The 26,722-nt window shown below is 62.7% G+C and carries 30 protein-coding genes; 25 read left to right on the top strand and 5 right to left on the bottom strand.

The genetic code is table 11. From position 1 onward, the window contains the following. Positions 1–584 precede the first annotated feature (584 nt). The 8 genes from ldtR (at position 585) to ACPPVP_RS26140 (ending at position 7,015) form a co-directional block, all read left to right on the top strand. The gene (gene ldtR, locus ACPPVP_RS26175) at positions 585–1,100 is read left to right on the top strand and encodes a transcriptional regulator LdtR (RefSeq protein ID WP_074276258.1); all 516 of its coding nucleotides are present in this window, start codon (positions 585–587) and stop codon (positions 1,098–1,100) included. 382 nt (positions 1,101–1,482) lie between these two features. Further along, positions 1,483–2,376, top strand: coding sequence for a carbohydrate ABC transporter permease (locus ACPPVP_RS26170; protein WP_426525831.1), 894 nt, complete (start codon positions 1,483–1,485; stop codon positions 2,374–2,376). A 4-nt stretch (positions 2,377–2,380) separates the two neighbouring features. After that, positions 2,381–3,217, top strand: a complete 837-nt coding sequence (locus ACPPVP_RS26165; protein WP_426525829.1) for a carbohydrate ABC transporter permease — start codon at positions 2,381–2,383, stop codon at positions 3,215–3,217. Between the two features lie 54 nt (positions 3,218–3,271). Further along, positions 3,272–4,558: an extracellular solute-binding protein gene (locus ACPPVP_RS26160; RefSeq protein WP_426525828.1), complete on the top strand. Its 1,287-nt coding sequence runs from the start codon at positions 3,272–3,274 to the stop codon at positions 4,556–4,558. A 79-nt stretch (positions 4,559–4,637) separates the two neighbouring features. Then, positions 4,638–5,735 carry an ABC transporter ATP-binding protein gene (locus ACPPVP_RS26155; RefSeq protein ID WP_426525826.1) on the top strand — a complete coding sequence of 366 codons (1,098 nt, stop codon included), beginning with the start codon at positions 4,638–4,640 and terminating at the stop codon, positions 5,733–5,735. Between the two features lie 119 nt (positions 5,736–5,854). Next, complete coding sequence (locus ACPPVP_RS26150; RefSeq protein WP_426525824.1) at positions 5,855–6,079, top strand: hypothetical protein; 225 nt, start codon at positions 5,855–5,857, stop codon at positions 6,077–6,079. Positions 6,080–6,115: 36 nt separating this feature from the next. Further along, a complete protein-coding gene (locus ACPPVP_RS26145; protein ID WP_426525822.1) occupies positions 6,116–6,337 on the top strand; it encodes a hypothetical protein in 222 nt (73 codons plus the stop codon). A gap of 96 nt (positions 6,338–6,433) precedes the next feature. Continuing rightward, positions 6,434–7,015, top strand: coding sequence for a histidine phosphatase family protein (locus tag ACPPVP_RS26140; RefSeq protein ID WP_426525820.1), 582 nt, complete (start codon positions 6,434–6,436; stop codon positions 7,013–7,015). 16 nt (positions 7,016–7,031) lie between these two features. Here ACPPVP_RS26140 and ACPPVP_RS26135 read toward each other — a convergent pair whose 3' ends face one another. Continuing rightward, positions 7,032–7,277: a hypothetical protein gene (locus ACPPVP_RS26135; RefSeq protein WP_426525818.1), complete on the bottom strand. Its 246-nt coding sequence runs from the start codon at positions 7,275–7,277 to the stop codon at positions 7,032–7,034. Positions 7,278–7,396: 119 nt separating this feature from the next. Further along, on the bottom strand, positions 7,397–7,609 hold the full coding sequence (locus ACPPVP_RS26130; protein WP_426525816.1) for a hypothetical protein: 213 nt from the start codon (positions 7,607–7,609) through the stop codon (positions 7,397–7,399). A gap of 913 nt (positions 7,610–8,522) precedes the next feature. On the opposite strand from ACPPVP_RS26130, the gene ACPPVP_RS26125 reads away from it, so the two are divergent. The 10 genes from ACPPVP_RS26125 (at position 8,523) to ACPPVP_RS26080 (ending at position 18,028) form a co-directional block, all read left to right on the top strand. After that, positions 8,523–9,146, top strand: coding sequence for a glutathione S-transferase family protein (locus tag ACPPVP_RS26125; protein ID WP_426525814.1), 624 nt, complete (start codon positions 8,523–8,525; stop codon positions 9,144–9,146). A 309-nt stretch (positions 9,147–9,455) separates the two neighbouring features. Beyond that, on the top strand, positions 9,456–10,766 hold the full coding sequence (glyA, locus tag ACPPVP_RS26120) for a serine hydroxymethyltransferase (protein WP_426525812.1): 1,311 nt from the start codon (positions 9,456–9,458) through the stop codon (positions 10,764–10,766). A 12-nt stretch (positions 10,767–10,778) separates the two neighbouring features. Continuing rightward, complete coding sequence (gene nrdR / locus ACPPVP_RS26115; protein WP_108513565.1) at positions 10,779–11,261, top strand: transcriptional regulator NrdR; 483 nt, start codon at positions 10,779–10,781, stop codon at positions 11,259–11,261. After that, positions 11,258–12,409: a bifunctional diaminohydroxyphosphoribosylaminopyrimidine deaminase/5-amino-6-(5-phosphoribosylamino)uracil reductase RibD gene (gene ribD, locus ACPPVP_RS26110; protein ID WP_426525810.1), complete on the top strand. Its 1,152-nt coding sequence runs from the start codon at positions 11,258–11,260 to the stop codon at positions 12,407–12,409. The genes nrdR and ribD overlap by 4 nt, the downstream gene beginning before the upstream one ends. Further along, positions 12,409–13,017, top strand: a complete 609-nt coding sequence (locus ACPPVP_RS26105; protein ID WP_426525808.1) for a riboflavin synthase — start codon at positions 12,409–12,411, stop codon at positions 13,015–13,017. Before ribD ends, ACPPVP_RS26105 begins: the two co-directional genes overlap by 1 nt. A 171-nt stretch (positions 13,018–13,188) precedes the next feature. Then, positions 13,189–13,680 carry a 6,7-dimethyl-8-ribityllumazine synthase gene (gene ribH, locus ACPPVP_RS26100; RefSeq protein WP_426525806.1) on the top strand — a complete coding sequence of 164 codons (492 nt, stop codon included), beginning with the start codon at positions 13,189–13,191 and terminating at the stop codon, positions 13,678–13,680. Positions 13,681–13,682: 2 nt separating this feature from the next. Then, the gene (nusB, locus tag ACPPVP_RS26095; RefSeq protein ID WP_214492969.1) at positions 13,683–14,177 is read left to right on the top strand and encodes a transcription antitermination factor NusB; all 495 of its coding nucleotides are present in this window, start codon (positions 13,683–13,685) and stop codon (positions 14,175–14,177) included. Further along, positions 14,170–15,165, top strand: coding sequence for a thiamine-phosphate kinase (thiL, locus tag ACPPVP_RS26090; protein ID WP_426525804.1), 996 nt, complete (start codon positions 14,170–14,172; stop codon positions 15,163–15,165). Before nusB ends, thiL begins: the two co-directional genes overlap by 8 nt. Before the next feature lie 210 nt (positions 15,166–15,375). Further along, positions 15,376–15,585, top strand: coding sequence for a cold-shock protein (locus ACPPVP_RS26085; RefSeq protein ID WP_028345703.1), 210 nt, complete (start codon positions 15,376–15,378; stop codon positions 15,583–15,585). Positions 15,586–15,907: 322 nt separating this feature from the next. Then, positions 15,908–18,028 (top strand): sodium-translocating pyrophosphatase, encoded by a 2,121-nt coding sequence (locus ACPPVP_RS26080; protein WP_426525801.1) that lies wholly within the window; start codon positions 15,908–15,910, stop codon positions 18,026–18,028. A gap of 206 nt (positions 18,029–18,234) precedes the next feature. Here the strand turns inward: ACPPVP_RS26080 and ACPPVP_RS26075 are convergent, their stop codons facing one another. After that, a complete protein-coding gene (locus ACPPVP_RS26075) occupies positions 18,235–18,909 on the bottom strand; it encodes a peroxiredoxin-like family protein (protein WP_426525799.1) in 675 nt (224 codons plus the stop codon). 263 nt (positions 18,910–19,172) lie between these two features. Between ACPPVP_RS26075 and ACPPVP_RS26070 the strand changes: the two genes are divergently transcribed. Continuing rightward, complete coding sequence (locus ACPPVP_RS26070) at positions 19,173–20,051, top strand: LysR family transcriptional regulator (RefSeq protein ID WP_426525797.1); 879 nt, start codon at positions 19,173–19,175, stop codon at positions 20,049–20,051. Between the two features lie 101 nt (positions 20,052–20,152). Then, a complete protein-coding gene (locus ACPPVP_RS26065) occupies positions 20,153–20,308 on the top strand; it encodes a hypothetical protein (RefSeq protein ID WP_187399163.1) in 156 nt (51 codons plus the stop codon). A 133-nt stretch (positions 20,309–20,441) separates the two neighbouring features. Here the strand turns inward: ACPPVP_RS26065 and ACPPVP_RS26060 are convergent, their stop codons facing one another. Next, positions 20,442–21,446, bottom strand: a complete 1,005-nt coding sequence (locus ACPPVP_RS26060) for a Bug family tripartite tricarboxylate transporter substrate binding protein (protein WP_426525795.1) — start codon at positions 21,444–21,446, stop codon at positions 20,442–20,444. Between the two features lie 360 nt (positions 21,447–21,806). Between ACPPVP_RS26060 and ACPPVP_RS26055 the strand changes: the two genes are divergently transcribed. Further along, a complete protein-coding gene (locus tag ACPPVP_RS26055; RefSeq protein WP_426525793.1) occupies positions 21,807–22,445 on the top strand; it encodes an Isoquinoline 1-oxidoreductase subunit in 639 nt (212 codons plus the stop codon). Between the two features lie 79 nt (positions 22,446–22,524). On the opposite strand, the gene ACPPVP_RS26050 is transcribed toward ACPPVP_RS26055, so the two are convergent. Continuing rightward, entirely contained in the window at positions 22,525–23,001 is a 477-nt protein-coding gene (locus ACPPVP_RS26050; RefSeq protein WP_426525791.1) for an outer membrane protein assembly factor BamE, read from the bottom strand. 130 nt (positions 23,002–23,131) lie between these two features. On the opposite strand from ACPPVP_RS26050, the gene ACPPVP_RS26045 reads away from it, so the two are divergent. The 4 genes from ACPPVP_RS26045 (at position 23,132) to ACPPVP_RS26030 (ending at position 26,596) form a co-directional block, all read left to right on the top strand. Continuing rightward, on the top strand, positions 23,132–23,683 hold the full coding sequence (locus ACPPVP_RS26045) for a ubiquinol-cytochrome C chaperone family protein (RefSeq protein WP_426538056.1): 552 nt from the start codon (positions 23,132–23,134) through the stop codon (positions 23,681–23,683). After that, positions 23,680–24,282, top strand: coding sequence for a YceD family protein (locus ACPPVP_RS26040; RefSeq protein WP_426525789.1), 603 nt, complete (start codon positions 23,680–23,682; stop codon positions 24,280–24,282). The genes ACPPVP_RS26045 and ACPPVP_RS26040 overlap by 4 nt, the downstream gene beginning before the upstream one ends. A 302-nt stretch (positions 24,283–24,584) precedes the next feature. Then, a complete protein-coding gene (gene plsX, locus ACPPVP_RS26035; protein ID WP_426525787.1) occupies positions 24,585–25,622 on the top strand; it encodes a phosphate acyltransferase PlsX in 1,038 nt (345 codons plus the stop codon). Then, positions 25,619–26,596 (top strand): beta-ketoacyl-ACP synthase III, encoded by a 978-nt coding sequence (locus ACPPVP_RS26030; RefSeq protein WP_426525785.1) that lies wholly within the window; start codon positions 25,619–25,621, stop codon positions 26,594–26,596. Before plsX ends, ACPPVP_RS26030 begins: the two co-directional genes overlap by 4 nt. Positions 26,597–26,722 lie beyond the last annotated feature (126 nt).

Raw genomic sequence — 26,722 nt, 5'->3', positions numbered from 1 at the left:
GGGCTTTCGCAAGCGAGAGAATCGAGATGGAAGCGGCGATCTGCTCCCTCGCCCCGCTCTTTTGCGGGGTCGAGACAAGCGAAGCTTGCTCTTAGAGGGTTGGGGTGAGGGGTCTCACCGCGAGTCCGAATGCGTCGATAGAGCCCCTCTTCCCCTTCTCCCCGCGCGCGGGGAGAAGGGGAAGAGAAGCGTGTCAGTTTCCCGCCATAATTCATCCGCGTGCAGAAACTGCGATGCAATCCCGCACAATTTTCAAAAATTTTTCCGGTAACGTTTCAGTCACCGTTAAGGGCCGTAAAGGGTTCCACCACACACCTTACGCGAGCGTTTCGATTTCAGACGCACCTGTTTTGGAATGCGACAGGGCTTGCAGACGAAGCGTGAACAGGGCGCGTTCACCGTCAATGAAAAGTTGCAAAAAGCCTTGATCCACGGGGCTTAATCGACAATTCACTCTGTTAAATTCATGATCTCTTTATTCTCTTATTTAAGCGGATCTTCAAACCGCCCCCTTAAGTTGAGGCTATCAGGCGGGACAGAAGTTTCGTCGAAATAAGTCGAAAAACGACGACAGGGGAAGTGTCATGATCAAAGCCGTTGCAACGGCGGTGGAAACCGCTGAACGCTCTGCCGGTCAAGCTCCGGTGCAGCCGCTCTATCTGGAAGCGTTGACTTTGGTGGAGCGGCTTCACCGCCGGCTGCTCGACGTCATCAAGGACGAATTCGATCGCCGCGGCCGCGCCGACATCAATTCGGTGCAGGCGTTGCTGCTCTATAACATCGGCGACAAGGAGCTGACCGCGGGCGAACTGCGCACGCGCGGTTACTACCTCGGCTCCAACGTCTCCTATAACCTGAAGAAGCTCGTCGAGCTCGGCTTCCTCGATCATCAGCGCTCGCGCGTCGATCGCCGCTCGGTCCGCATCCGCCTGACCGCGCAGGGCCAGGAAATCCGCAAGATCGTCGACGCGCTCTACCAGAAGCACGTCAAGACGGTGGAGCAGGTCGGCGGCATCTCGAACGAAGAGTTCGCGACGCTGAACAAGTCGCTGCACCGGCTCGAGCGGTTCTGGACCGACCAGATCCTGTATCGGCTCTGAGATTTTCTTTTCCGCAAGCGGTCAAGCCGGCCTGATCATGATCCGAAGTATCGGATCATGATCGAGAAGACCGGCGGCCAACTGCGGACAATGAACTGGCAGGGCAGTGAGCCCTGCTGAAAGCGCATCGCGCCCGGCTTTTCCGGGTCCGGTGCGTTTTGTTTTTTGAAGTACCTCAAGTTGAAGTTTTGCGTGAGCGCCTGCCCAATCGCTCGCCTGTTTCACAATCCGAATTTGCTGCTGCACAATCCGGTTGTGCCTTTGCACAATCCGGATTGACTAGCCTTCGACGCCCCGCCCATACTCCCTGAAAATACAGGCTTCACGCACGTACCGGCCGCAAAAGTCGTGACGGTTTGACGCCCAAATGGGGAAAACCGGCTTGTCGGCATCGCGGCGTCCTATGTTCGGCGAGCAACAGCGCTTTGTGCTGCTTCTGATCGCGCCGGCTGCGCTGTTGATGCTGCTGTTTCAGGTCGTGCCGATCGTGATCGGCGCCAACGCCAGCTTTCGCAACTGGGCGCTCTATAATCCCAAAAAGACCTGGATCGGCTTCGACCACTATGTCGCCGTGATCACGGATCCGGCGTTCCTTTACGTGGTGCTGCCGAACACCTTCCTGTTCATGGTGCTCAGCGTCGCCGGGGCGCTGGTGGCGGGGCTGGCGCTCGCGCTGCTGCTCAACCGCCCGTTTCGCGGACAAAAGCTGGTGCAGACGATCCTGCTGGTACCGCTGATGGTGGCCCCGGTCGTCGCCGCGATCATGATCCGCTGGATCTTCAACGACCAGTTCGGCATTGTGAATGTGGTGCTTGAGGCCATCGGCTTCGAAGGGCAGCCCTGGCTGGTGCAGCGCTGGAGCGCGTTCGGCATCATCCTTCTGACCGACATCTGGCTGTGGACGCCGTGGTTCACGCTGCTGCTGCTGGCGGGCTTGCAGAGCCTGCCGAAGGAGCCGTTCGAGGCCGCCGCGATCGACGGCACCACCACCTGGCGCGTGTTTCGCTTCCTGACGCTGCCGATGCTGCGCCCGGTGATCGTGGTGTGCGTGGTGATCCGCGCCATCGACGCCTTCCGCACGTTTGACATCGTGTGGACGCTGACCGGCGGCGGGCCCGGCCGCTCGACCGAGTTGTTCAGCCTCTATGCTTACGTCCACGCCTTCCTCAACCTCGATCTCGGCCGCGGTTCGGCAGCCGCGATCATCGGCGGGCTCATCATCCTCGTGATCGGCGTGGTGCTCTACCGCCTCGTCGACCGCATCGCAAAGGCCTGACCCGATGGCGATGGTAAGCCGCTCCGAATTCCTGCCCTGGCTGCCGCCGATCGGCCGCAAGACGCTGTTCGCGCTGGCGCTCGCTTTCGTCTGCTTCGCGTTCGCCTTTCCGGTGCTGTGGCTGATCCTGACCTCGCTGCGGCCGGAATCCGGCGTCTATTACGTCCATCGCGGCACTGAATTCACACTCGCCAGCTTCGCCGAGGTGCTGAGCGACGAGCGGATCGTCGGAGCCTTCCTCAACAGCGCGCTGATCTCGACACTGGCGACCGTGTTCTCGCTGCTGGTGACGGTCTCGAGCGGCTACATGCTGTCGCGCTTCACCGGGCCGGCCTCGCGGATCTGGTTCGGAACGATCTATGTGTTCCGTTGCGTGCCCTATATTTCCTGGGTGCTGCCGCTGTATTTCGTGACGCAAAGCTGGGGCATCTACGACACCTATACCGGGCTGCTGCTGCCGCATGTCGCGGTGCATATCTGCTTCTTCTCGTGGCTGATGAAGGGCTTTTTCGACGGCATCGACCCGTCGATGGAATACGCCGCGATGATCGACGGCTGCACGCGATGGGGCGCCTTCATCCGCGTCGCGGTACCGTCGGCGCTACCGGCGATCTCGGCGCTCGCCGTGCTGTGCTGGTTGTTCACCTGGAACGAATTTCTGTTCGCGCTGATCCTGACCGGCAACCGTGTGCCGATGATTACGGTGGTGATGGCGCAATTCGTCACCGAGATGGGGCTGCGCTGGAATCTGATGGCGGCGACCGCCGTGATGGCGCTGGTGCCGGCCTTCCTGATCGCGCTGTTCGGTCAGAAATATGTGATCCGGGGGTTGAGGATTTAGGCGAACAAGAAAGACCGAGACACGACACAACGACAAAAAACAGGAGGAGAGGCTATGCAGGGACTGGCGAAATGGTTCACCGCAGCGACCGTGGCCCTGGCGGCTGCAACCGGTAGTGCCGCCGCACAGGTGAAGGAGCTTCGGATCGGCTACCAGCCGAGCCCGATTCAGGACGCCTCGATTGCGATGTTCGAGACCTGGGGCGCCAAGAACGGCGTCAAGATCGTCAAGGTGCCGAATTCCTACGGCGTCTATGTCGAGAAGATGACGGCATCGCTGACCTCGAACTCGGATCAGTACGACGTGATCTGGCACAATGACGATTGGGGGCAGACCTGGGCGCATCTGCTAGAGCCGACCGACGATATCGCGGCCAACAAGTTTGCCGAGAAGTGGGGCATGGACAAGATCGTGTTCGGCAACGCTCAGGGCCAGAACACCGTCGTGCCGATGGGCCAGACGTTCAGCGTGTTCTTCTACCGCTCCGACCTCGTCAAGCCGGAGGAAGTGCCGAAGACGCTGGCAGAACTCGTCACCGTGAGCAAGAAGCTGCAGGCGGACGGCAAGGTCAAGTTTGGCTATGTCGGCGGCATGTCGATGAACAACAGCTGGTTCAGCTGGCTCTGGTCGATGTGGGGCAACAATTGCGACGTGCTGATGCCGCCCTATGAGCGCGACAATGCAAAACTCGCCGCGGCCGGCTGGAAATCCGGCATGACCGAGCCGTGCATGCAGGAGACCGTCGAATATTGGTGGGATGCGATCAACACCCACAAGATCGTGCCGCGCGGCATGCCGGCCTACGACCGCAACGAAGCCAACGCCGTGTTCATGTCGGGCGATGCCGCCTTCACCGTGGCGGACTCGCTGTGGTGGGGCACCTTCAACGATCCGGCCAAGTCGAAAATCGCCGGCAAGGTGGCCGCCACGCGCTTCCCGCTCGGTCCCAACCGGGCCAAACCGTTCGCCTGGGACGACATCTGGGGCTGGGCGATCCCGAAGTCGATCGCGCCGGAGCGCAAGAAACTCGCCAAGGAGATGCTGGACGCAATGATGCTCGACAAGGAAGGCCAGAAGAAGCTGTTCAAGGCGACCGGCGCGCCGCCACCCAACACCGAGTTCTGGGCGGAAATCGCGGCGGAAGATTCGTTCATGAAGCTGCTGAAGGAATCGGTGCTGGATTCGCCGGACAAGGTGCGCGGCGCCTATTACTTCCCGCAATGGCCCGCCGTGCACAAGGCGTTCAACGACACCGTCACCAAGGCCGTCACCGGCAAGCGCGAGGACATCGCAAAGGTGCTGGCCGAGGGCGCGCCGCTGGTCAGCAAGGCCGCGCAATAATCAAGAACGTGAAGCCCGCCGCGTCAGCGCGCGGCGGGCTTTTTTGAAACAGGCTTCAGGTTCGGGTAGCGGCGGGGCAATGGCAGCAATTTCACTCAGCAAGCTCAACAAGCATTATGGCTCGCTGTTTCACGCCGTGAAGGACGTCGATCTCGAGATTGCCGACAAGGAGTTCGTGGCGCTGGTCGGACCGTCCGGCTGCGGCAAGTCGACGACGCTGCGCATGATCGCAGGCCTGGAGGACATCAGCAGCGGCGACATCCGCATCGGCGACCGGCTGGTGAACAATCTGCCGCCGCGCGATCGCGACATCGCGATGGTGTTCCAGAACTACGCGCTCTACCAGCACATGAGCGTCTACGACAATCTGGCCTTCGGCTTACGCAACAAGAAAACCGCGGAGGCCGAGATCAAGGCCGCGATCGACCGCGCCGCCGGCATGCTCGGGCTTCATGAATTGCTTCAGCGCAAGCCCAAGCAATTATCCGGCGGGCAGCAGCAGCGCGTCGCGCTCGGCCGCTGCATCGTGCGCAATCCTCAAGTGTTCCTGTTCGACGAGCCGCTGTCGAACCTGGATGCCAAGCTGCGCGCGCAGATGCGCATCGAGATCAAGCGCCTGCATGCGGCGATCCCGACGACGTCGGTGTTCGTGACCCACGACCAGGTCGAGGCCATGACGCTCGGCGACCGCGTCGTCATCATGCGCGACGGCAGGGTTCAGCAGATCGGTACCCCGCTGCAGGTCTACGGCAAGCCGGCCAACAAGTTCGTCGCGGGCTTCATCGGCGCGCCTGCGATGAACTTTATCGACGTCACCGTGCGCAGCGCAGCGGGTGTGACGTCAGTCGAGGCCGAAGGCTTGCGGCTCACGGTCGGGCCGGCGGACGCGTCGGCGCTCGCGGCCTTAAATGGCCGTCGCGTGATCCTGGGCATGCGGCCCGAGCACCTTGTGCTCGGCAACGGCCCCCCGGGCCTTGGTTTCGATGCCCGCGTCGAGGTGGTCGAACAGCTCGGCTCCGAGATATTGCTGGAGACGAGGGTGGGCGGGGCCAGCGTCACCGCCGCCCGCGTGCCTGCCGAAACCGTCATCGTGCGCGGCGATCAGGTTCGCCTGTCGGCGCAGGTGGGCCGGCTGCATTTCTTCGATCCCGAGACCGAGTTGCCGGTTTCGGTGTGAAATAGGGCCGAAGCGCTTGGTTTTGCTGCCAGAACGACCGGATTTCCCAGGCGGGTTTCACAGGATGGAACCATCCGGGCCCTCGTGCATTATTGAGCCTGTCACGGAACAGGTGAGACATGCTGGTCGAACGCGGAATTCAGGTGATGAACTTCGAGGTGGTGGGGGATGCCTACGCCATCGCGTCGAACTACCTGTGCAGGAGCGGCGCCATTGCCGATAGCTTCGCCACCGACGAGCGGCTGCTCGAGATCATCGTGAAGCTGGTTCAGCACGGCGAATTCAACCGGATCCGGCTCGCCAACAAGGCGATCGCCGAATTCGAAGCGCAATCACTGGCCTGACCGCATCACCCGCATCACGCACTTCAGGAGAACTCCATGGAAGCCGCGATCGACCGCATCATGCAGACCTACGACCTGCTTGTGAACCAAACCGCCGCGGCCAACGCCGAGGCACGTACCAAGGTGACGGAATATCTCACCACGCTGATGGAGGCGGGCGAGAAGGATCCGCACCGGCTCACCGTGTGCGGGCTGACCTATCTGCGCCAGCTCGACGGCAGCAGCGATCCGGTGAAGGCGGGTTTTACCGGGCTGTAGGCAGCGGCAGCTTTTGCCGCGTCTTGACCGAGGAAGTGCCGGAAGGAATGCTTTCCGAGCCGGTGCCTAGCGCCCGCTTCTTCGAGAACCGCCGCCATGCGCCGCATGCGCCTTGTCATCTTCACAGTTCTGCTTCTGCTCGGCCTCTGCGGCACGGCACAGGTCGCCGGCGCCGACGACGCGGCTGATGCCTGGAAGGCGTTGCGGGCGGGCGGCCACGTCGCCCTGATGCGCCATGCCGATGCGCCGGGTGGTGTTGGGGATCCGCCGGGATTTCGCGTCGATGATTGTGCTACCCAGCGCAACCTCAGTGAAAAGGGAAGGGGGGACGCAGAGAAAATCGGATCGCGGCTCAAAGGGGAAGGGATCGCGTTCGAAAAAATCCTGAGTTCGCCGTGGTGCCGATGTATCGATACGGTCAGGCTGATGGATCTGGGGACGATCGAGACTGAAGTGACATTCGGCAATGTCGTGGTGCTGAAGGATCAAAGGCAGACCTTGACCGCCGGCGCCCGCGCGCTCATTGCGCAATGGACGGCAGGCGGAAATCTGCTTGTCGTAAGCCATGGTGCGAACATTCAGGCACTGACCGGTGTCTGGCTGGCCAGCGGCGAGATCGTCGTGGTCAAAGGTGGGAGCGACCGCGCTGAGCCTGTCGGTCGTTTGCTGCTCGATTGAGCCGGACCCGTTTGTGTTATCGCGCTTCCGCCCTCGCGTCCTTTGTTCGATAGCGGTTCCAGTTGGCGATCACGGCCTCATATCTGGCCGCCTTCGCGGCAGTTTGCACGGGCGCGCCTTCGTCTTGCTGGGTCCTCGTATCCGGAAAGACGATAAAGATTCCGAGCAGGCCGACGACCATCATCCCGTAGATCAGGAAGGCCGTTCTCAGCCAGTGTCCCGACTTAGCCTTGTATTCACCGGGTGGGCGTGATTCAGGCATTTGCGAATCCATCTGTCAGCCCCAAGCGTTTATGGACCCAGCCAAAGCATCGCATTGTGAACTGGATCACGTCGGGCGCATTTCGATGAGGCCGGCCACGCAGGCTGCGGGGCATGTGGCTAATAGCGCTTCGCCGAATAAACAAAGGACTGATCGTCGTAGTCGTCCGTCGCAAGCTTGTTCACGTCGACCTTCAATTCACTGAGCGACATGATGCCGGCGGATGCGTCTGGATGGTGCTTTGATGGCAGCGGTCGCAAGGTGGCGGCCGTTGCAGCGCCCGTAAGCAGAGCGAGGGCTACGAAGCCGGTGATCGTTCGATGCTTCGTCATGAGAAACTCCGTCGTTTCCCCAGCCCATGACTGTACGTCAAGGGAACGGCGGCGTGGTTCAACGTCAGACCCAATTAAATGAAGCGCGGGACCCACGACGGAAATTGGGGGCTTCCTGACGGGAGCCGGCCGCGCGTGATGCGGGTAAGCATGTCACACTCTACGGCAGGCAGGACCAGTCGGGAGCCGTGTGTCTCGGCCTGCAAAAGCTGATTGGTCGGGCGGATATCGAACGCGTTGGCAGACAGTCAAATCACTTCGGATTTTCAGAAATCGTGTCAAGCCCGCAAATCGAAAATATTCCGCTTCCGTTCTCACCCAAATCAGTCGCACAACTCCGCCTGTCTCACGGCGGATGAGGGGCGTTGGCCATCGTCACGAACGCGCGGTGAGGTGCGATGGACGCGAGAGCCGCGACTGACGTGTGTGGCTCGAGCGTACGGTGAAGTCGTGTGGTTCGGGCGCCGCGGTGCTGGCGTTAAGCGTGCGATAAGAAGCGCAGGCGACGGAGGCAAAAGAGCCGTTCTCCGGGAAGAGCACGAAGTAAGCCGTAAAGCCATTGCGCAGGGAAGGCCGGAATGCTCCAGCTGCCCTGTATGCTCGTGTGCCGTTTTGTTTGCGCAAATCGCACGCGAGATCGCGGGTGCAGCAAGCACCCGGTCTTCCCTGCACCCTCTGATTTCCGGAGGGACATCAAAGATGCAAACCTCGGGCGAATGCGCCGCGAGAATGCGAACGCATATTCAGTTCGTAGCCCGGATGAGCGACGCGACATCCGGGACCACGCTATTACCGCCCCGGATATCGCTTCGCTCATCCGGGCTACAAGCGACAAGCTGGATTGCCTCGCTTCGCCCGCAATGACACTGTCAGGCCAACCGTGCCCAGCCAACGACAACCGGAGGAAACCCCCATGCTGACGCTTCATCACCTCAACGACTCCCGCTCGCAGCGCATTCTGTGGCTGCTGGAGGAACTGGGTACGCCGTATGAGATGAAGCGCTACCAGCGCAACGCAGAGACCCGGCTGGCGCCGCCGGAACTCACGAAGATCCATCCGCTCGGCAAGTCGCCCGTCATCACCGACGGCGATACGACGATCGCGGAGTCCGGCGCCGTCGTCGACTACATCATTCGCCGCTACGGCAAGGGAGCGATGATGCCGGCGCCGGCAAGCGCCGATTACGAAGCCTACAATGAGTGGATGCACTACTCGGAAGGCTCGGCGATGTTGCCGCTGATGCTGAACCTCTACGTGTCCCGGCTGAAGGAGGCGGGCGCGCCGCTGCATCCGCGCATTGACAGCGAACTCGCCAACCATCTCGGCTATGTCGACGGCGCGCTGAAGGGGCGGGAGTTCTTTGTCGCGGCGTCGCTATCAGGCGCCGACATCCAGATGAGCTTTGTCGGCGAGATGGCAAAGGTGTTCGGCAAGCTGGAGCCATACCCGAACCTCGCGGCCTGGCTGGGAAGGATGCACGCCCGCCCGGCGTTCCAGCGGAGCATCGAGAAGGGCGGGGCCTACCGGTTCGCGTAGTCAATCTCGGTGTCGTCCCGGCGAACGCCGGGACCCATACGCTGCGGCCAACGGAAGGGGGCACCTTGGCGGACGCCTTCCTCCTTCAATTACCGCCGGTGGTTATGGGCCCCGGCTCAAGGCCGGGGCGACAGTGGAGGGTGGGGAACCCCTTCCACCCCACCATATCTTGCATAAATATCAGCCGCATACCGCAAGTGCTTGGCCAATTCCGGGCGATGTGGTATCCCGCAGACACTTCTTTCGACCGCCACACATAGCCGACCGCCTTGCCCCTAAGGGCCTGCGGCGGTGGAGATATTTCGCCCAATGACCTCCTCGTCCTCCAGCTCCAAGACCGCCTCCGCGCCCGACTCGTTCTTCACGGCGACACTCGCCGAGGCCGACCCGGAAATCGCAGCCGCGATCAAGGGCGAACTCGGCCGTCAGCGGCATGAGATCGAGCTGATCGCGTCCGAAAACATCGTCAGCCGGGCGGTGCTGGAAGCGCAGGGTTCGGTGATGACGAACAAGTATGCGGAAGGGTATCCGGGTGCGCGGTACTATGGCGGCTGCGAATGGGTCGACGTCGCCGAGACGCTGGCGATCGAGCGCGCCAAAAAGCTGTTCGGCGCGCAGTTCGCCAACGTGCAGCCGAATTCCGGCAGCCAGATGAACCAGGCGGTGTTTCTGGCGCTGCTGCAGCCCGGCGACACGTTTATGGGCCTCGACCTCGCCGCCGGCGGCCATCTCACCCATGGTTCGCCCGTCAACATGTCCGGCAAGTGGTTCAAGGCTTCGCACTACACGGTGCGGCGTGAGGACCAGATCATCGACATGGATGAGGTTGCCAAGCAGGCCGCGCAGGTGAAGCCGAAGCTGATCATCGCCGGCGGTTCGGCCTATTCGCGTGCCTGGGACTTCAAGCGCTTCCGCGAGATCGCCGACTCTGTCGGCGCCTACCTGCTGGTCGACATGGCGCATTTCGCCGGCCTCGTTGCGGGCGGCGTCCATGCCTCGCCGGTGCCGCATGCCCACGTCACCACCACCACCACGCATAAATCGCTGCGCGGCCCGCGCGGCGGCCTGATCCTCTGCAACGACGAGGCGATCGCCAAGAAGCTGAATTCGGCGATCTTCCCCGGCCTGCAGGGCGGTCCGCTGATGCATGTGATCGCCGCCAAGGCCGTCGCCTTCGCCGAGGCGCTGCGGCCCGACTTCAAGGTCTATGCCAAGAACGTGGTCGAGAACGCCAAGGCGCTGGCGGAAACGCTGCGCGGCCACGGCCTCGACATCGTCTCCGGCGGCACCGACAACCATCTGATGCTGGTCGATCTGCGGCCCAAGGGCCTGAAGGGCAACGTCTCGGAGAAGGCGCTGGTGCGCGCCGCGATCACCTGCAACAAGAACGGTATCCCGTTCGATCCCGAAAAGCCGTTCGTCACCTCCGGCCTGCGTCTCGGCACGCCCGCGGCGACCACGCGCGGTTTCGGCGTCGCCGAATTCAAGCAGGTCGGCGGCATGATCGCCGAAGTGCTGAATGCGCTGGCGCAGTCGGAGGACGGCAAGGCGCCGCTGGTCGAAGCCGCGATCAAGGAACGCGTCAAGGCACTCACCGACCGCTTCCCGATTTATCAGTAAAGGCTTCATTGGATGCGTTGTCCCAGCTGCAACAGTCTCGATACGCAGGTGAAGGACTCGCGTCCGACCGAGGATTCGGCCGTGATCCGGCGGCGGCGGGTGTGCATCGCCTGCAACTTCCGTTTCACGACCTTCGAGCGGGTGCAGTTGCGCGAACTCACCGTGATCAAGCGCAACGGCCGCCGGGTGCCGTTCGACCGCGACAAGCTGGTCCGCTCACTGCAGATCAGTTTACGCAAGCGGCCGGTCGATCCTGAAAGGGTCGAGAAGATGGTTTCCGCGATCGTGCGCGAGCTCGAAAGCGGCGGCGAGGCGGAAGTATCCTCCGAGGCGATCGGCGAGATCGTGATGGAGCATCTGCGCCAGCTCGACGACGTCGCTTATGTTCGCTTTGCCTCCGTGTATCGCAATTTCCGCGAGGCCAAAGACTTCGAGGCCGTGCTCGGCGAACTCTCCGCGGAAGACGACGCGCGGGTTGCCACGTTGCGCAAATGATCTTCCGCATTCTGGAAGACCAGTACGCGCAGAAATCCAGAGAGGCCAAAGCGGCGGACCAGCGCTTCATGCAGCTTGCGCTGTCGCTCGGCCGGCGCGGGCTGGGGCGCACCTGGCCGAACCCGGCGGTCGGCGCGGTCGTCGTCAAGGACGGCGTAATCGTCGGCCGTGGCTGGACCCAGCCCGGCGGACGGCCCCATGCCGAGCCCGAGGCGCTGCAACGCGCCGGCGAGGCCGCGCGGGGCGCTACGCTCTATGTAACGTTGGAGCCCTGCTCGCATTTTGGCAAATCGCCGCCATGTGTCGATGCGGTGATCGCCTCCGGCATTGCGCGGGTAGTGTCGGCGACCGAAGACCCCAATCCTGAAGTGGCCGGCCAGGGGCATACCAAGCTTCGCGCGGCCGGGATCACGGTCGATGTTGGCCTGGGCGCCGCGGAAGCCGCCTACGATCACGCCGGGCATTTCCGCCGCATCCGCGACAGGCGCCCCCATGTGATCCTGAAACTCGCCGTCTCCGCCGACGACAAGATCGGCGCCGCCGGCCACAAGCCGGTCGCGATCACGGGCGAGGCGGCGAAGACGCGCGTGCATCTGCTGCGCGCGCAATGCGACGCCATCCTGGTCGGCATCGGCACCGTGCTGGCGGACGATCCGGCTCTCACCTGCCGCCTGCCTGGGATGGACGCGCGATCGCCGGTGCGGGTGGTGCTGGATCGCGCGCTGCGGCTGCCTGGCACCAGCAGACTGGTCCATTCCGCACGCCAGACGCCGCTCTGGGTCATGACTTCGGATTTCGCCGAAGCGCCTGCGGCCATGAAACTCGGCGCGGCCGGCGCGCAGGTGATGCGCGTTGCGGCTATCGCGCAGCCGCCCGGGCTCGATCTGCCGGCGGTGCTGCGCGCGCTGTCCGACAAGGGCATTACGAGGCTGATGGTGGAAGGCGGTTCGCGGGTAGCGTCGTCCTTCGTCGCCGCGGGCCTTGTCGATGAAATCTGGCTGCTGCGCGGCCCTGAGACTATCGGCACGGACGGCATTCCCGCGCTGGACGCATTGCCGCTGTCGGCTCTCACCGGGTCGCCTGCCTTCAAGACACGTGGTAGCGAAAGCCTCGGCAAAGACACCCTTACCATTTACGAGCGCGCCTAATGTTTACCGGAATTGTCACCGACATCGGCGAGATAGCGAGCCTCACGCCAACGGCGCAGGGCCAGTTGCACCGCATGCGGATCGCCTGCCGCTACGACCAGACGACGATTGCCGACGGCGCATCGATCGCCTGCAATGGCGTCTGCCTGACCGTGGTCGCTTCCGGCGTCGAAGGCGGCAAGACCTGGTTCGACGTCGACGCCGCCGCCGAAACGCTCGGCATGACCACGGCGAAGCATTGGGCCAAAGGTACCAAACTCAACCTTGAGCGCGCGCTGAAGATCGGCGACGAACTCGGCGGCCATATTGTCGCGGGGCATGCGGATGGCATTGCGACCATCGTCAAGCGTGACGATCTGCCTGACATGGCGCGGTTCGAACTTCGCACCACGCGGGAGCTGGCGCGTTTCATCGCCGCCAAGGGCTCGGTGACGCTGGACGGCGTGTCGTTGACGGTGAATACGGTCGAGGATGTCACGTTTTCGGTGCTGATCATCCCGCACACGCTCAGCGTCACCACGCTCAGCGGCTGGCGCGTCGGCAGCGAGGTCAATATCGAGGTCGATCTGATGGCCCGTTATGCGGCGCGGCTGTCGGAAATGAAGTGACGGCGCAGCCGTCATTCCGGGGCGATGCGTTAGCATCGAACCCGGAATCTCGAGATTCCGGGCCTGGTCCTTCGGACCATCCCGGAATGACGATGTATCGAGTTCGTGCTTGGCTTAGTCACCCGTGGCGATTACATAGCCCACCAGTACCTGAGTGAAACGGATTGAAAGATGGCAGACGCACGGCGCGCCCCTCTGAAAGACCAGACCGACATTTCAGGCGCGCGCGCGCTGATTGTCGAGGCGCGGTTTTATGACGACATCCAGGACGCGCTGCTGGAAGGCGCCGTTGCCGAGCTCAAGTCGGCCGGCGTGACGCACGATCTCATTACGGTGCCCGGCGCGCTGGAGATTCCGGCAGCGATCGCGATCGCGCTCGATGCTGCCGAAAAGAACGGCAAGCCTTATGATGCGGCAATCGCGCTCGGCTGCGTGGTGCGCGGCGACACCATCCATTTCGAAATCGTGTCGATCGAATCCTCGCGCGCGCTGATGGATCTCGCGGTCGCCAGAGGTTTCCCGCTCGGCAACGGCATCATAACGGTCAATACCGACGCGCAGGCCTGGGCGAGGGCGCGCGCCAGCGAACTCAACAAGGGCGGCGACGCCGCGCGCGCGGCGCTGGCGATGTTGCGGATCAAGCGGCGGCTGACAAAGGCCTGACGATGGCAGACAGCAAGAAGCCAGCGAAAAGTCCCGACAAGAAAGCCAACCGCCGTGGCGCGGCGCGGCTTGCCGCCGTGCAGGCGCTCTACCAGATGGACATCGCCGGTGCCGGGATCAACGATATCTTCGCCGAGTTCGAAAGCCACTGGCTCGGCAACGAGGTTGAAGGCGACAAATATCTGCCGGCGGAGGCTGCGTTCTTCAAGGACGTGGTGGCCGGCGTGGTGCGCGACCAGGCCAAGCTCGATCCCCTGATCGACGATGCGCTGCAGAAGGGTTGGCCGCTCAAGCGGATCGACGCGATTTTGCGCGCGGTATTGCGGGCAGGCTCCTATGAGCTGGAGCACCGCAAGGATGTGCCGGGCCGTGTGGTCGTGTCGGAATATGTCGACGTCGCGCACGCCTTCGTCGAAAAGGAAGAGACCGGCATGGTGAATGCCGTGCTCGACCAGATCGCGCGCCAGTTCCGCGCCGAAGAGTTCGCGCGTGGCTAGCGGGAAACCCGCGTCCGGCGAGGACTCGTTGATCGCGCGTTATTTCCGGCCGCTTGCAACACACCCAGGCGCCTTCGGTCTCGACGACGACGCCGCGGCGTTGCGGCCTGACGGCAACGACATCGTGGTGACAACGGACGCCATCGTCGAAGGCGTGCATTTTCTGCCCGACGATCCGCCCGATACGGTCGCGCGCAAAGCGCTGCGGGTGAACCTTTCCGATCTCGCGGCAAAAGGGGCAATTCCGGCCGGCTTCGTGCTGACGCTGGCGTTGCGGCATGCTGACGAGGCCTGGCTAAAACCGTTCGCGGCGGCGCTGGGCGAGGATGCCGCGCAGTTCGGCTGTCCGCTGCTGGGTGGGGACACCGTCTCAACGCCCGGGCCGCTGATGGTCTCGGTCACCGCCTTCGGCCGCGTGCCACCGGGCAAGATGGTTCATCGCAGCGGAGCCAAACCCGGCGAGCGCGTGATGGTAACGGGCACGATCGGCGACGCCGCGCTGGGGCTTGCCGTTCTCAAGGGCGGAAAGGTCCACGCCGCGGCAAGCGATATCGCCGCGCGCGACGCCTTGGTCGGGCGCTACCGCGTGCCGCAGCCGCGCGTGGCCATGGCGGAAATCGTTCGCGGCTATGCCAGCGCGGCGATGGATGTGTCGGATGGCCTCGCTGGCGATTTGACAAAACTGTGCGGTGTGTCTGGCGTATCCGCGGTGATCGATCTGGTGTCGGTCCCGCTGTCCGGCGCGGCGCAGGATCTGGTGTCGCGCGGCGTTGTTGGACTGGAAACACTGATAGCGGGTGGTGACGATTACGAGATCCTGTGCACGCTGCCGGAGGATCGCGTCGAGGCGTTCGCGCAAGCCGCAAAGGATGCCGGCATCGCCGTGAGTTCCATCGGAACGGTCGTCGCGGGCAGCGCGGTTCCGAAGTTCATCGACCGGCAGGGCGCCGAAATCGCGCTGGAACAGCTGTCCTACAGCCATTTTTGATGGCGGGCTCGTTAACGCCGTCGGCCTTTATTTCCCGCCAGCCATTGCTATTTCGCCGAAAACCTATAGGTGTAAAGCCATTCGATTACCGTCGTGCCTTTTCGAACGCGCTCCCTAAGGGGCTTCTTCCAGAGACATCGTCGTGAACGGATTTGAATCCGTGCGATCGCCGCGCGGAATTAAAAGCCAACGTGCTTTGGAGAAGAGAAAATGGCTACGGGAACTGTGAAGTGGTTCAACGGTCAAAAGGGTTTCGGTTTCATTGAGCCGAGCGATGGCAGCAAGGATGTGTTCGTGCACATCTCGGCCGTCGAGCGTGCGGGCCTCGGCGGACTTGCCGAAGGTCAGAAGGTTCAGTTCGAACTCAAGACCGACAAGATGCGGGGCAAGGTGAGCGCGGAAAACCTGTCGCTCGTCTAAGGCCTCGAAACGGTCGTTTCACGGATGTACTGGAATGGCTAGTGAGCCCGCTCGATCCTGATGGGATTGGGCGGGTTCTTGTATTTTGGGCCCAGCGCCAACACCCGCCGCCGCGGGCGGCGATTGGCCGGCCCCGGTTAGCGGTGAATCCTTTCAAAAATCGACGGATTCTGGCCTCCGCGGCGTTGCGCCGGGGAGACGATTTTGGCATGGTCCCGCCGATTTGAGGCCACCCTTCTGGGCAGGGAAGGCTTCCATAACATGCGCCGGCCGCGCTCGCGGGATGGCGTGGGGCGGAAAACCAGCATCTGAGGCAACTTCTATGACAGCATTATGGGTGATTGTGCTCTGCGGAGCGCTTTCGATCGTTTACGCCATCTGGGCGACGTCTTCCGTCCTGAAAGCGGACGCCGGCAACGCACGCATGCAGGAGATCGCGGCCGCGGTGGCCGAGGGCGCGCAGGCTTATCTCAAGCGCCAGTACATGACGATCGGCATGGTCGGCGTCGTGATTTTCGCCCTTCTGGCCTACTTCCTCGGCATGCTGGTTGCGATCGGCTTCCTGATCGGTGCGGTGCTGTCGGGCGCCGCCGGCTTCATCGGCATGAACGTCTCGGTTCGCGCCAACGTGCGTACCGCCCAGGCCGCGACGACGTCGCTTGCCGGTGGCCTCGAACTCGCCTTCAAGGCCGGTGCGATCACGGGTATGCTGGTTGCAGGTCTCGCGCTGCTCGGCGTCACGATCTACTTCGCCTATCTCACGCAGTTCATGGGCCTCAAGGCCAACGACCGCGTCGTCGTCGACGCGCTGGTAGCGCTCGGTTTCGGCGCCTCGCTGATCTCGATCTTCGCCCGTCTCGGCGGCGGCATCTTCACCAAGGGTGCTGACGTCGGCGGCGATCTCGTCGGCAAGGTCGAGGCCGGTATCCCTGAAGACGATCCGCGCAACCCGGCGACCATCGCCGACAACGTCGGCGACAACGTCGGTGACTGCGCCGGCATGGCGGCCGACCTGTTCGAGACCTATGCGGTGACCGCGGTCGCCACCATGGTGCTCGCCGCGATCTTCTTCGCGAACTCGCCGCTGCTGGTGAACATGATGACCCTGCCGCTGGCCATCGGCGGCATCTGCATCGTCACCTCGATCATCGGCACCTTCTTCGTCAAACTCGGCGCCAGCCAGTCGATCATGGGCGCGCTGTACAAGGGCCTGATCGCGACCGGCGTGCTGTCGCTCGTGGGTGTTGCCGTCGTGATCAACTGGCTGATCGGCTTCGGTCCGCTGGAGGGCGTGAAATATACCGGCATGGCGCTGTTCGAATGCGGCGTCGTCGGCCTCGTCGTCACCGGCCTGATCATCTGGATCACCGAATACTACACCGGTACTGAATATCGCCCGGTGAAGTCGATTGCGGCGTCCTCGGTCACCGGCCACGGCACCAACGTGATCCAGGGTCTGGCGATCTCGATGGAATCGACCGCCGGTCCGGCCATCGTGATCATTGCCGGCATCCTCGTTACCTACAGCCTTGCCGGCCTGTTCGGCATCGCGATTGCCACCGCCACGATGCTGGCGCTGGCCGGCATGATCGTGGCGCTCGACGCCTTCGGTCCGGTCACGGACAACGCGGGTGGCATTGCCGAAATGGCCGGCCTGCCGAAGGAAGTCCGCAAGTCGACCGACGCGCTCGACGCGGTCGGCAACACCACCAAGGCCGTCACCAAGGGCTACGCGATCGGTTCCGCCGGTCTCGGCGCGCTGGTGCTGTTTGCGGCCTACAATGAAGACCTCAAGTTCTTCATCGCCAACTCCGCCAAGCATCCGTACTTCCAGGGCGTGCTGCCCGATTTCTCGCTCAACAACCCCTACGTCGTGGTCGGCCTGCTGTTCGGCGGCCTGCTGCCGTATCTGTTCGGCGCGATGGGCATGACCGCGGTTGGCCGTGCGGCCGGCGCGATCGTCGAGGAAGTGCGGCGTCAGTTCCGCGAAAAACCCGGCATCATGCAGGGCACCGACAAGCCGGACTACGGCAAGGCAGTCGACCTGCTGACTAAGGCGGCGATCAAGGAAATGATCATCCCGTCGCTGCTGCCGGTGCTGTCGCCGATCTTCGTCTACTTCGTGATCTACGCGATCGCGGGCGGCGGTGCGGCCGGCAAGTCGGCGGCGTTCTCCGCCGTCGGCGCCATGCTGCTCGGCGTGATTGTGACCGGTTTGTTCGTCGCGATCTCGATGACCTCGGGCGGTGGCGCCTGGGACAATGCCAAGAAGTACATCGAAGACGGTCACTACGGCGGCAAGGGCTCCGACGCCCATAAGGCGGCTGTGACCGGTGACACCGTCGGCGATCCCTACAAGGATACGGCGGGTCCCGCCGTCAACCCGATGATCAAGATCACCAACATCGTGGCGCTCTTGCTGCTGGCGATCCTGGCGCACTGAGCGGCGAGAAGCCGATCAAACGGAAAACCCCGCGGTGCGAGCCGCGGGTTTTTTGTTTGGATACCAATTGGGCAGAGACGCATCCTCCGGTCGGAATGCGACAATCATCGCAGTCCATCGCGCGCGCTCGCTCGGACGCGCCCGGAGGCTATCAAGCCTCCAGCGCAGCACGGCCTTCGACGAAACCGTCCATGGCGCCGGCCGTATCAAGCGGCGATGGTGGCGGCGCGGCGGATCGCCGGCAACAGATCTTCCGGCTCGGGGCGGCGGGTATAGTCCGGATTCACCTCCCCATAGCGGATCGTCCCATCCTGTCCGATGACATAGCGCGCCGGCATCGGCAACGTCCAACCCGGGTCGCCATTGAAGGCCGGCAAGTCGTTCTTCAGTCCCTTGTAAAGCTCGACCAGATAATCGGGCATTTCGAAGCGCAAGCCGAACGCGGCGGCGACCTCGTTGCGAGGGTCTGACAGGATCGGGAAACTCAGGCCGTTCTGGCGTAGCGACTTGCGGCTGTTGGGCGCGGTCTGGGGCGAGATCGCGATTAGCCTGGCTCCGGCGGCTTCGAATTCGGGCAACGCTGCCTGAAGCGCCTCGAGTTCCATATTGCAATAAGGACACCAGACACCGCGGTAGAAGCTGACAACCAGTACGCCTTCGTTCAGCAGGTCGATGGACGAGACCGCGCGCCCCTCCGGGTCCTTGAGCGTGAAGGCTGGCGCCTTGTCGCCGGCCTTGAGGGCGCGGGTAGCGGCACCCGAAGCGATCAGTTCGTCGGTCGCGCGATGCATCGTCTCGATCACCGAGGAAGGCACGCTATAGGGTGGCTTGCCGGCTTCGAAATCGGCCTTGAACGCGTCGAGCTTGGCTTGCAGGCTCATAGTTCCTCTCCTTGATTGCTGAGATGCTGGCTGAAGGATCACTGTGATCCTTCGAGCGAGTGGGGGCCGGCGGCCCATCATTTGGGCCGTTGATCAGCAAGTAGCTTGAAGCCCGACGCTACGGATGACGGCACGCGGCAATAGTCCTCATTCCCCGAAGGAATGGGATCGCATCGAGAGTAAATTCGGGATTGGCCGTTGCTGTGGCCGGTGGTACGGCGATCTTGCCGGCAACATTTCCAGCCAGGAAGCAAGGAGCTCTGATGGACCGGTTACAGGCAATGACCACCTTCGTCCGGGCGGTGGAGAATGGCTCCTTCTCCGGCGCGGCGAAGCAACTGAACGTCGGTCAACCGGCAGTTTCCAAGACGATCGCGCAACTTGAAGACAGGCTGCAGGTTCGCTTGCTCTTGCGCTCGACGCACGGCCTGACGCCGACCGAAGCGGGGCAGCGCTTTTACGAACGCGCGCGCCGTGCGATCGAGGAAGCGAACGAGGCCGAGCTGGAAGCTCGCGGGGCGGGCGCCGGGCTGTCGGGGCGGCTGCGCGTGTCGGCGGCCACCACATTCGCACGGCTCCATATTGTGCCGCACCTCCCGGCGTTCCTCAAAGCGAACCCCGATCTTGAGATCGACGTGATCCTGGACGATCGGGTGATCGACCTCGTGGCGGAGGGTGTCGACATGGCGCTACGCATGGGTGAGCTTCCCGATTCCGCGGCGGTCGCTCGCAAGCTTGCCAGCGGCCGGCGTTCGGTAATCGCCACGCCCGCCTATCTGGAACGCTGCGGCATCCCGCAGAGCCCGGCCGAACTCGGGTCGCATCAGGCATTGATCTACAGTCAGGCTTCGAGCGGATGGACCTTCAAGCGTGGCAGCGCCGAGACCTCGGTCTCGGTTCACGGCCGCGTTCGCGTCAGTGCAGCCGAGGGCCTGCGGGCCGCGGTGCTCGCCCACATGGGGCTCACCATCGCTTCGGACTGGATGTTCTCGCCCGAGCTTGAAAGCGGTGCGGTTCGCCGGGTACTGGAAGCATGGGCTTTGCCGACCATTGATCTATGGGCCGTTTTCCCTACCGGGCGCCTTGCCAGCGCCAAGGCCCGCGCCTTCGCGGCGTTTGTTGAAGGGGCGCTCGCTCACTGAGCGGCGACCAACTGAAACGAAAACCTCGCGGTGCGAACCGCGGGGTCATTTGTATCGAATGAACCTCGTTCGCTGGACGCGGACAATACGGAGATCAATCTATGTCGCTCTCATCTGCCCGGAATTATGCGCTCCGCGCCTCCAAGTCGCAGGACCAGAAGGAGGCTATCGAACTGCTGTCCAAGGCTATCCTCGAACTGGCTTTGTCGATTGAAGCCACCGATGCCAAGGTCAAGAAGATCAACAAGTCGTCCTAGCCAGCCAGCGCTGACCACTTGCCGTTCTTGTCCACTTCTCGTAGCCCGCATGGAGCGCAGCGAAATCCGGGCCGTAGAATCTGCGGACTCAAGACTCCCGGATTGCGCTGCGCTCCATGCGGGCTACGGGAGTTCAGTTCACGTCCATCTGCAGGCCTTCGCGCTGGATGATTTCGGCGAATTTCGTCGTCTCCTTTTGCACGAAATCGGAAAATTGCTGCGGCGTGCCCCAGTCGCCCGTTGCGCCCATGCCGCCGATGGTCTTCTTGATATCCTCGCGCTCCAGCATGGCTTTGATTTCCTTGTTGAGCGCGTCGACGACCGGCGCGGGTGCTGCTTTCGGCAGGAAGACACCGAACCAGGAGGAGACGTCGAACTTCGAAAGTTCGGCCACGCCCTCGCGCATGGTCGGGATGTTCGGCGCCGCCGGGCTGCGATCAGTCGTAGTGACGCAGAGCGCGGTAAGCTTGCCGTCCTGGGTCTGCGGCAGCGACGGATAGAGGTTGTCGAACAGGATTTGAATATCCCCGGCCAGCGCCGCCTGCAGCGCGGGGCCAGCGCCGCGGAACGGCACGTGCACCATCTTCAAACCGGTCAGCTGAAGGAACCAGGCGCCGGTGAGGTGAGGGCTCTGTCCTACGCCGGAGGAACCGTAATTGAGCTTGTCTGGATTGGCCTTGATGTAGGCGATCAGATCCGGGATCGACTTGATGCCGGTCGACGGATGCGCCGACACGATGTTCGGAATCCGGATCATGTTGCTGACCGGCTGCAACTGGTCGGGCTTGTAGGACAGGTTGCGAAAGATGCTGTAGGCGATCGCATTCGGACCCGGATTGCCGATCAGGATGACGTGGCCGTCCGATTTCCCCCGTACGACTTCAGTGGTGCCGATGGTGCCGCCGCCGCCAGAGCGATTTTCAACGACCGCGGATTGGCCCCAGGCGGTTTGCAGATGCGCCGCCAGCAATCGGCCCATCACGTCGGTGCTGCCGCCGGCTGCAGCCGGCACAATGATGCGGACGTTTTCGGTCGGCCGCCAGTCGGAGCCGTAGCTTGAACGCGGCAAGATCGCGGCCGCTGAAACGGCTGCAGCTCCGGTCAAAACGCGACGTCGAGAAATAGCTCTAATCTTCACAAGTTCGCTCCCTGCTGAATCATTATTTGCAGGAAGCGTAGGCACCGCGCGCCCAGACGGCAAGCGCGCGACTTGGCGCAGGATTTCCGTGTGGCGGAACTGAGCTTGCTGACGGTGCTCCGGCCTGCACTCGCGGGGTTCATCTGGATCGTGGGAGATTAGGTGGATCTGACGGTCGTCTGCGCGCCATGAGGCTGGCCAAACTGGACCAGCGTGGCCGGTCCTGGCGGCGCTGCAGTGGTATTCGAGATGTAGGCGACGTTACCCGTGATGATATTGGCGAGCCTGGCTGCGGGGAGAGAGGCTGCAGTCCAAATCGAGCGCATCGGAACTGGAATATGTTGAGCGGATTATATTCCAATGACGCTCACGCCATCGAAGTCACTGCTGATGTATTCCGCACTCGCGTTGGCGGTTGTGGCGTGCGCTCATTCCGCGGCTTATTCGGAACCACTTTCTGCGAACCAGACGCTGAAAGCCCCCGCTGAGTTTCAGTCGATAGCAAATACCGCGGATCGTTCGCGCGCGATCTTCTCGGAAGTCGCCAAAGTAATCACTCATCCGCGCTGCATGAACTGCCATCCGGCCGGCGACCAGCCTCTGCAAGGAGACGATCAGCACGATCATATGCCGCCGGTATGGCGCGCCGAGACTGGACACTTCGAAGCCAATTGTTCTGGCTGCCATACCGGGAAAAACACGACGCTTCACGAGGCCGCATCTTATAAAAGTATACCCGGCCATCCGCGCTGGGGTTTTGCGCCGCTATCGATGGCTTGGCAGAACAAGTCCGTGGGTGAGATTTGCCGGCAGCTCAAGGATGTAAAACTCAACGGCGGGCGCGATCTTGCTGCCTTGCAGGAGCACATCGCCAAAGATGATCTCGTCAGCTGGGGCTGGAATCCCGGCGAGGGTCGCCAGCCCGCCCCAGGCAGTCAGGAAGCCGCAGGTAAACTGGTTCAAGCCTGGATCGACAGCGGGGCAGAGTGCCCTCAGTGAACCAATGTGGAATCAGATAAGCCGGTTAGCTCTCGGTCACAGCGTCCGTATTGGTACCGCCAGTCGGCGATAATGGCTGCTAGTTGAAGCTCAAGAGCTTGAACAGCGGCGTCAGGTAGCTGAGTTCCTGGCCTGATGTCGGCGTGGTGCGGCTGATGAAGTCGAAGATCTTGCCGTCCTGCAGTCCGTAATTGGCGAGCCGCTGCACCTGGCGATTCTTGTCGAAATAGATCGCGATCACGCGCTGGTCGACGACCTGCTGATTCATGAAGGCGACTTTGCGCTCGGAGCGCTGCGAGATGTAGTAAAATACCTCGCCGTTCAGGGTCGCGACCGTCGACGGCGTTCCCATCACGATCAGCACCTGATCCTGGCTGGCGCCGATCGGGATCTGCTCCAGCGCGTGGGGCGGCAGGATATAGCCCTTCTGAAACTGCTCGCCGGTGCAGCCGCCCAGCGCTGCGCAAATCATTGCCACGGCTGCGGCCGCGCGAAAACCGCGCCGGCGCACGGTCAAGCGGCGCGGCGAGGGCACGCTAGTGCTCAGCTGGCTCATCTCGGTCATGTCAGAAATTGGCCCGTCCTCTTGCATCGCGCGGTGCGTTGACGTACCGGGCAGAACGCTAAATTGCAACACGCGTGGTCTCCGGGCAAACATTCTGGAGGGCCCGCTTGCGGAACCCATAATGCTTTGGCCGTTCAATCACTTCAGGAAACCCCGGACGCCGTCGCGCGGCACCATCGAGGCCATCTATGGCATGATCGTGACGCAGGCGCGAGAACCGTTGTTTTACCGGGACTTTGGGGTTCCGGACACGGTTAACGGCCGTTTTGACCTGCTCCTGCTGCATTTGTGGCTGTTCTTGCGCCGCCTGAAGTCGGCGGAGGGCGGCACAGCCCTGTCGCAGGCGCTGTTCGACCGTTTTTGCAACGATATGGACGATAATCTGCGCGAGATGGGGGTTGGCGACCTCACGGTGCCGAAGCGCATGCAGGCCTTCGGAGAAGCCTTCTACGGCCGGACGGCGGCCTATGACTTTGCGCTGACGGAAGGCCGCGAGGCACTGGCGCGGGCGATGTGCAAGAATATCCTGAACGGCGAGAACATCGAAAAGGCCCGTCTGCTTGCGGCCTATGCCGAGGCGGCGATGGCTGCTCTCGACGGCCTCGATGAGGCGGGTCTGGTGAGCGGTTCGGCCAGGTTCCCTTTGCCGGAGAAGGCAGGCGCGCAGCAATGAGCAAGACTGGTACGACCAAGATTGGCACGACAGAGAAGCCCGACCCGTGGCGCGTCCCCGTCGCGGTGGCGCAGATACCGGAGACCGGCCTGCACCGCGACCTCGAGGCCGATCAGGCGATTCGCAACGCGGTCGCTGATGTCGGAAACTTGCGTGAAGTGCTTTCGGTGCAGGCCTCGTTCGACGTCATGCCGAAGAGCGGCGGCCGCTTCCACGTGGCCGGCCACGTACGGGCGCGGATCGGACAGAACTGCGTGGTGACGCTGGAGGAGATCGAGACCGATATCGACGAGCCGATCGATCTGACCTTCGCGCCGCCCGAGCAGATCCCGCAGATGGCTGCGCTGGTCGATGAGGCCGCGGAAAGCGACGAGGAGACACCCGATCCGCCCGAGCCGATCGAGAATGGAATCATCGATCTCGGCCGGGTCGCCACCGATGCATTGTATCTCGCGGTCGATCCGTATCCGCGCAAACCCGGCGCCGTATTTGAACCGGTGGTCGAAGCCGCCGATCCCGAAGATCACCCGTTCGCCGCGCTCAAGGCATTGAAGGCGGAACCGAAAAAATCGGGTAGCAGGAAGCCCAAGGGCAAGTAGCCGGGAGGTAAAGTGGCCGGCGAAGCTCCCATCGATTCGATGTGGCCGCCATGTTCCGCCCGGAGCCCTGCGTAACGTGTTGAATTATATAGGGATACCTTCTGCCTTTGATTCTGGGCCACAGCGCTTGCCTTTCGCCACAAGAGCGTGGTCAAGAGGTTGTGTCGGGACGGGGACACGCTATTGTCGCGGCCCGGCGGAGGCGCGGGGATGCGTCTTGTCGAGCATCGCTTTGGCGGTGCCATTCCAGTGTGCGGCCGCGCTCTACGAGGGCCGCAAGAGATCAGGTTTCCGGGACGTCCATGCCGCAAAAGGTTCGAATCGCGCTTGACGCCATGGGTGGCGATGTCGGCGCATCGGTCGTCATTCCCGGCGCCGCCATCGCCTTGAAACGGCATCCCGACAGTGAATTTCTGCTCTATGGCGACAGCAAGCAGATCGACGAACAGCTCGCCAGATATCCGGCGCTGAAAAAGGCCTCGCATGTGGTCCATACCGATGTGACCATCAGCATGCACGACAAGCCGAGCCAGGCGCTGCGCCGCGGCCGCAAGAACTCGTCGATGTGGCTTGCGATCGACGCGGTGAAAAAAGGTGAGGCCGACGTGGTGGTTTCCGCCGGCAATACCGGCGCACTGATGGCGATGGCGCGCTTCCATCTGCACACCATGCCCGGCATCGACCGGCCCGCCATTGCCGGGGTATGGCCGACGGCGCGCGGCGATTCCGTCGTACTCGATCTCGGCGCCAGCATCGGCGGCGATGCGCATCATCTGGTGTCGCTCGCGATCATGGGCAGCGCGATGGCGAGCGTGCTGTTCGGCCTGAAGCGTCCGACCGTCGGCCTGCTCAATATCGGAGTCGAGGAGGTCAAGGGCGGCGAGGAGATTCGTAAAGCCTCGGAACAGCTCCGTGCGATGAACCTGCCCGAACTCGATTATCTCGGCTTCGTCGAGGGCGACGGGATCGGCGCGGGCGCGGCCGACGTGATCGTGTCGGAAGGGTTCAGCGGCAACATCGCGTTGAAGGCCGCCGAAGGCACCGCGCGCCAGATGGCGGATTTTCTGCGCAACGCGATGGCGAGCAGCTGGCAATCCAAGATCGGCTATCTGTTCGCCCGCAGCGCCTTCAAGGCGCTCCGGGACAAGCTCGATCCGAACAAATCCAATGGTGGGGTATTGCTTGGATTGAAAGGTGTGGTTGTCAAAAGCCACGGCGGAATCAACGCCGAGGGCTTTGCCTACGCGGTTGATGTTGGCTATGAGATGGTCCGCTGCGATCTCCTCACCAAGATCAGTGCGCTGGTACAGGCGCAGATCGCGCAGGAGGTTGTGTCGTGACTGCAATACGTTCGGTCGTGCTCGGCTGCGGCTCATATTTGCCGGAGCGGATTCTGACCAATGCCGAGTTGGCGACCCGCCTCGATACGTCCGACGAATGGATCGTGCAGCGCACCGGCATCCGCGAACGCCACGTTGCCGCCGAGGGCGAGTTCACCTCGCACCTGGCGATCAAGGCTGCGCGCGCGGCGCTGCATCATGCGAGGCTCGACGCTCAAGCGATCGACCTGATCGTGCTGGCGACCTCGACGCCCGATAACACCTTTCCGGCCACCGCGGTTGCGGTGCAGGACGGACTCGGCATCCATCACGGCGCCGCCTTCGACCTGCAGGCGGTGTGCTCCGGCTTCGTGTTTGCGCTGGCTACCGCCGATAATTTCCTTCGTGCCGGCGCCTACAAGCGCGCGTTGGTGATCGGCGCTGAGACCTTTTCGCGGATTCTGGACTGGGACGACCGCGGCACCTGCGTGCTGTTCGGCGATGGCGCCGGCGCGGTCGTGCTGGAGGCGCAGACGGAGCAGGGCAAAACGAGTGACCGCGGCGTGCTGACGACGCATTTGCGTTCCGACGGCCGCCATAAGTCGAAGCTCTATGTCGACGGCGGTCCGTCCTCAACCCAGACCGTTGGTCTTTTGCGTATGGAAGGCCGCGAGGTGTTCAAGCATGCGGTCGGCATGATCACCGATGTGATCGTCGATGCCTTCAACGCCACCGGTCTGACGGCGGAGGACATCGACTGGTTCATCCCGCATCAGGCCAACAAGCGAATCATCGATGCTTCAGCGCACAAGCTTCATATTGCGCCGCAAAAAGTGGTGCTGACCGTCGATCTGCACGGCAACACGTCGGCGGCATCGATCCCGCTGGCGCTCGCGGTGGCCGTCAAGGACGGGCGCGTGAAGAAAGGCGATCTGGTGCTGTTCGAAGCCATGGGCGGAGGCTTCACCTGGGGCTCCGCGCTCGTGCGCTGGTGAGCCTTGGGTAAAATACTTGTCAAATTTGTTGTGCTGTTCCATGCGTCTGCATGATGGTCGCTGTTGACCATTGCGAGCTAACCTCATAATTTCAGGGAATAAATTGTTCGCCGAGAGCGCGGGGCA

Source organism: Bradyrhizobium sp. McL0615, from assembly GCF_049993905.1.
GTDB lineage: Bacteria > Pseudomonadota > Alphaproteobacteria > Rhizobiales > Xanthobacteraceae > Bradyrhizobium.
This window is presented reverse-complemented; position numbering and strand designations above follow the sequence as displayed.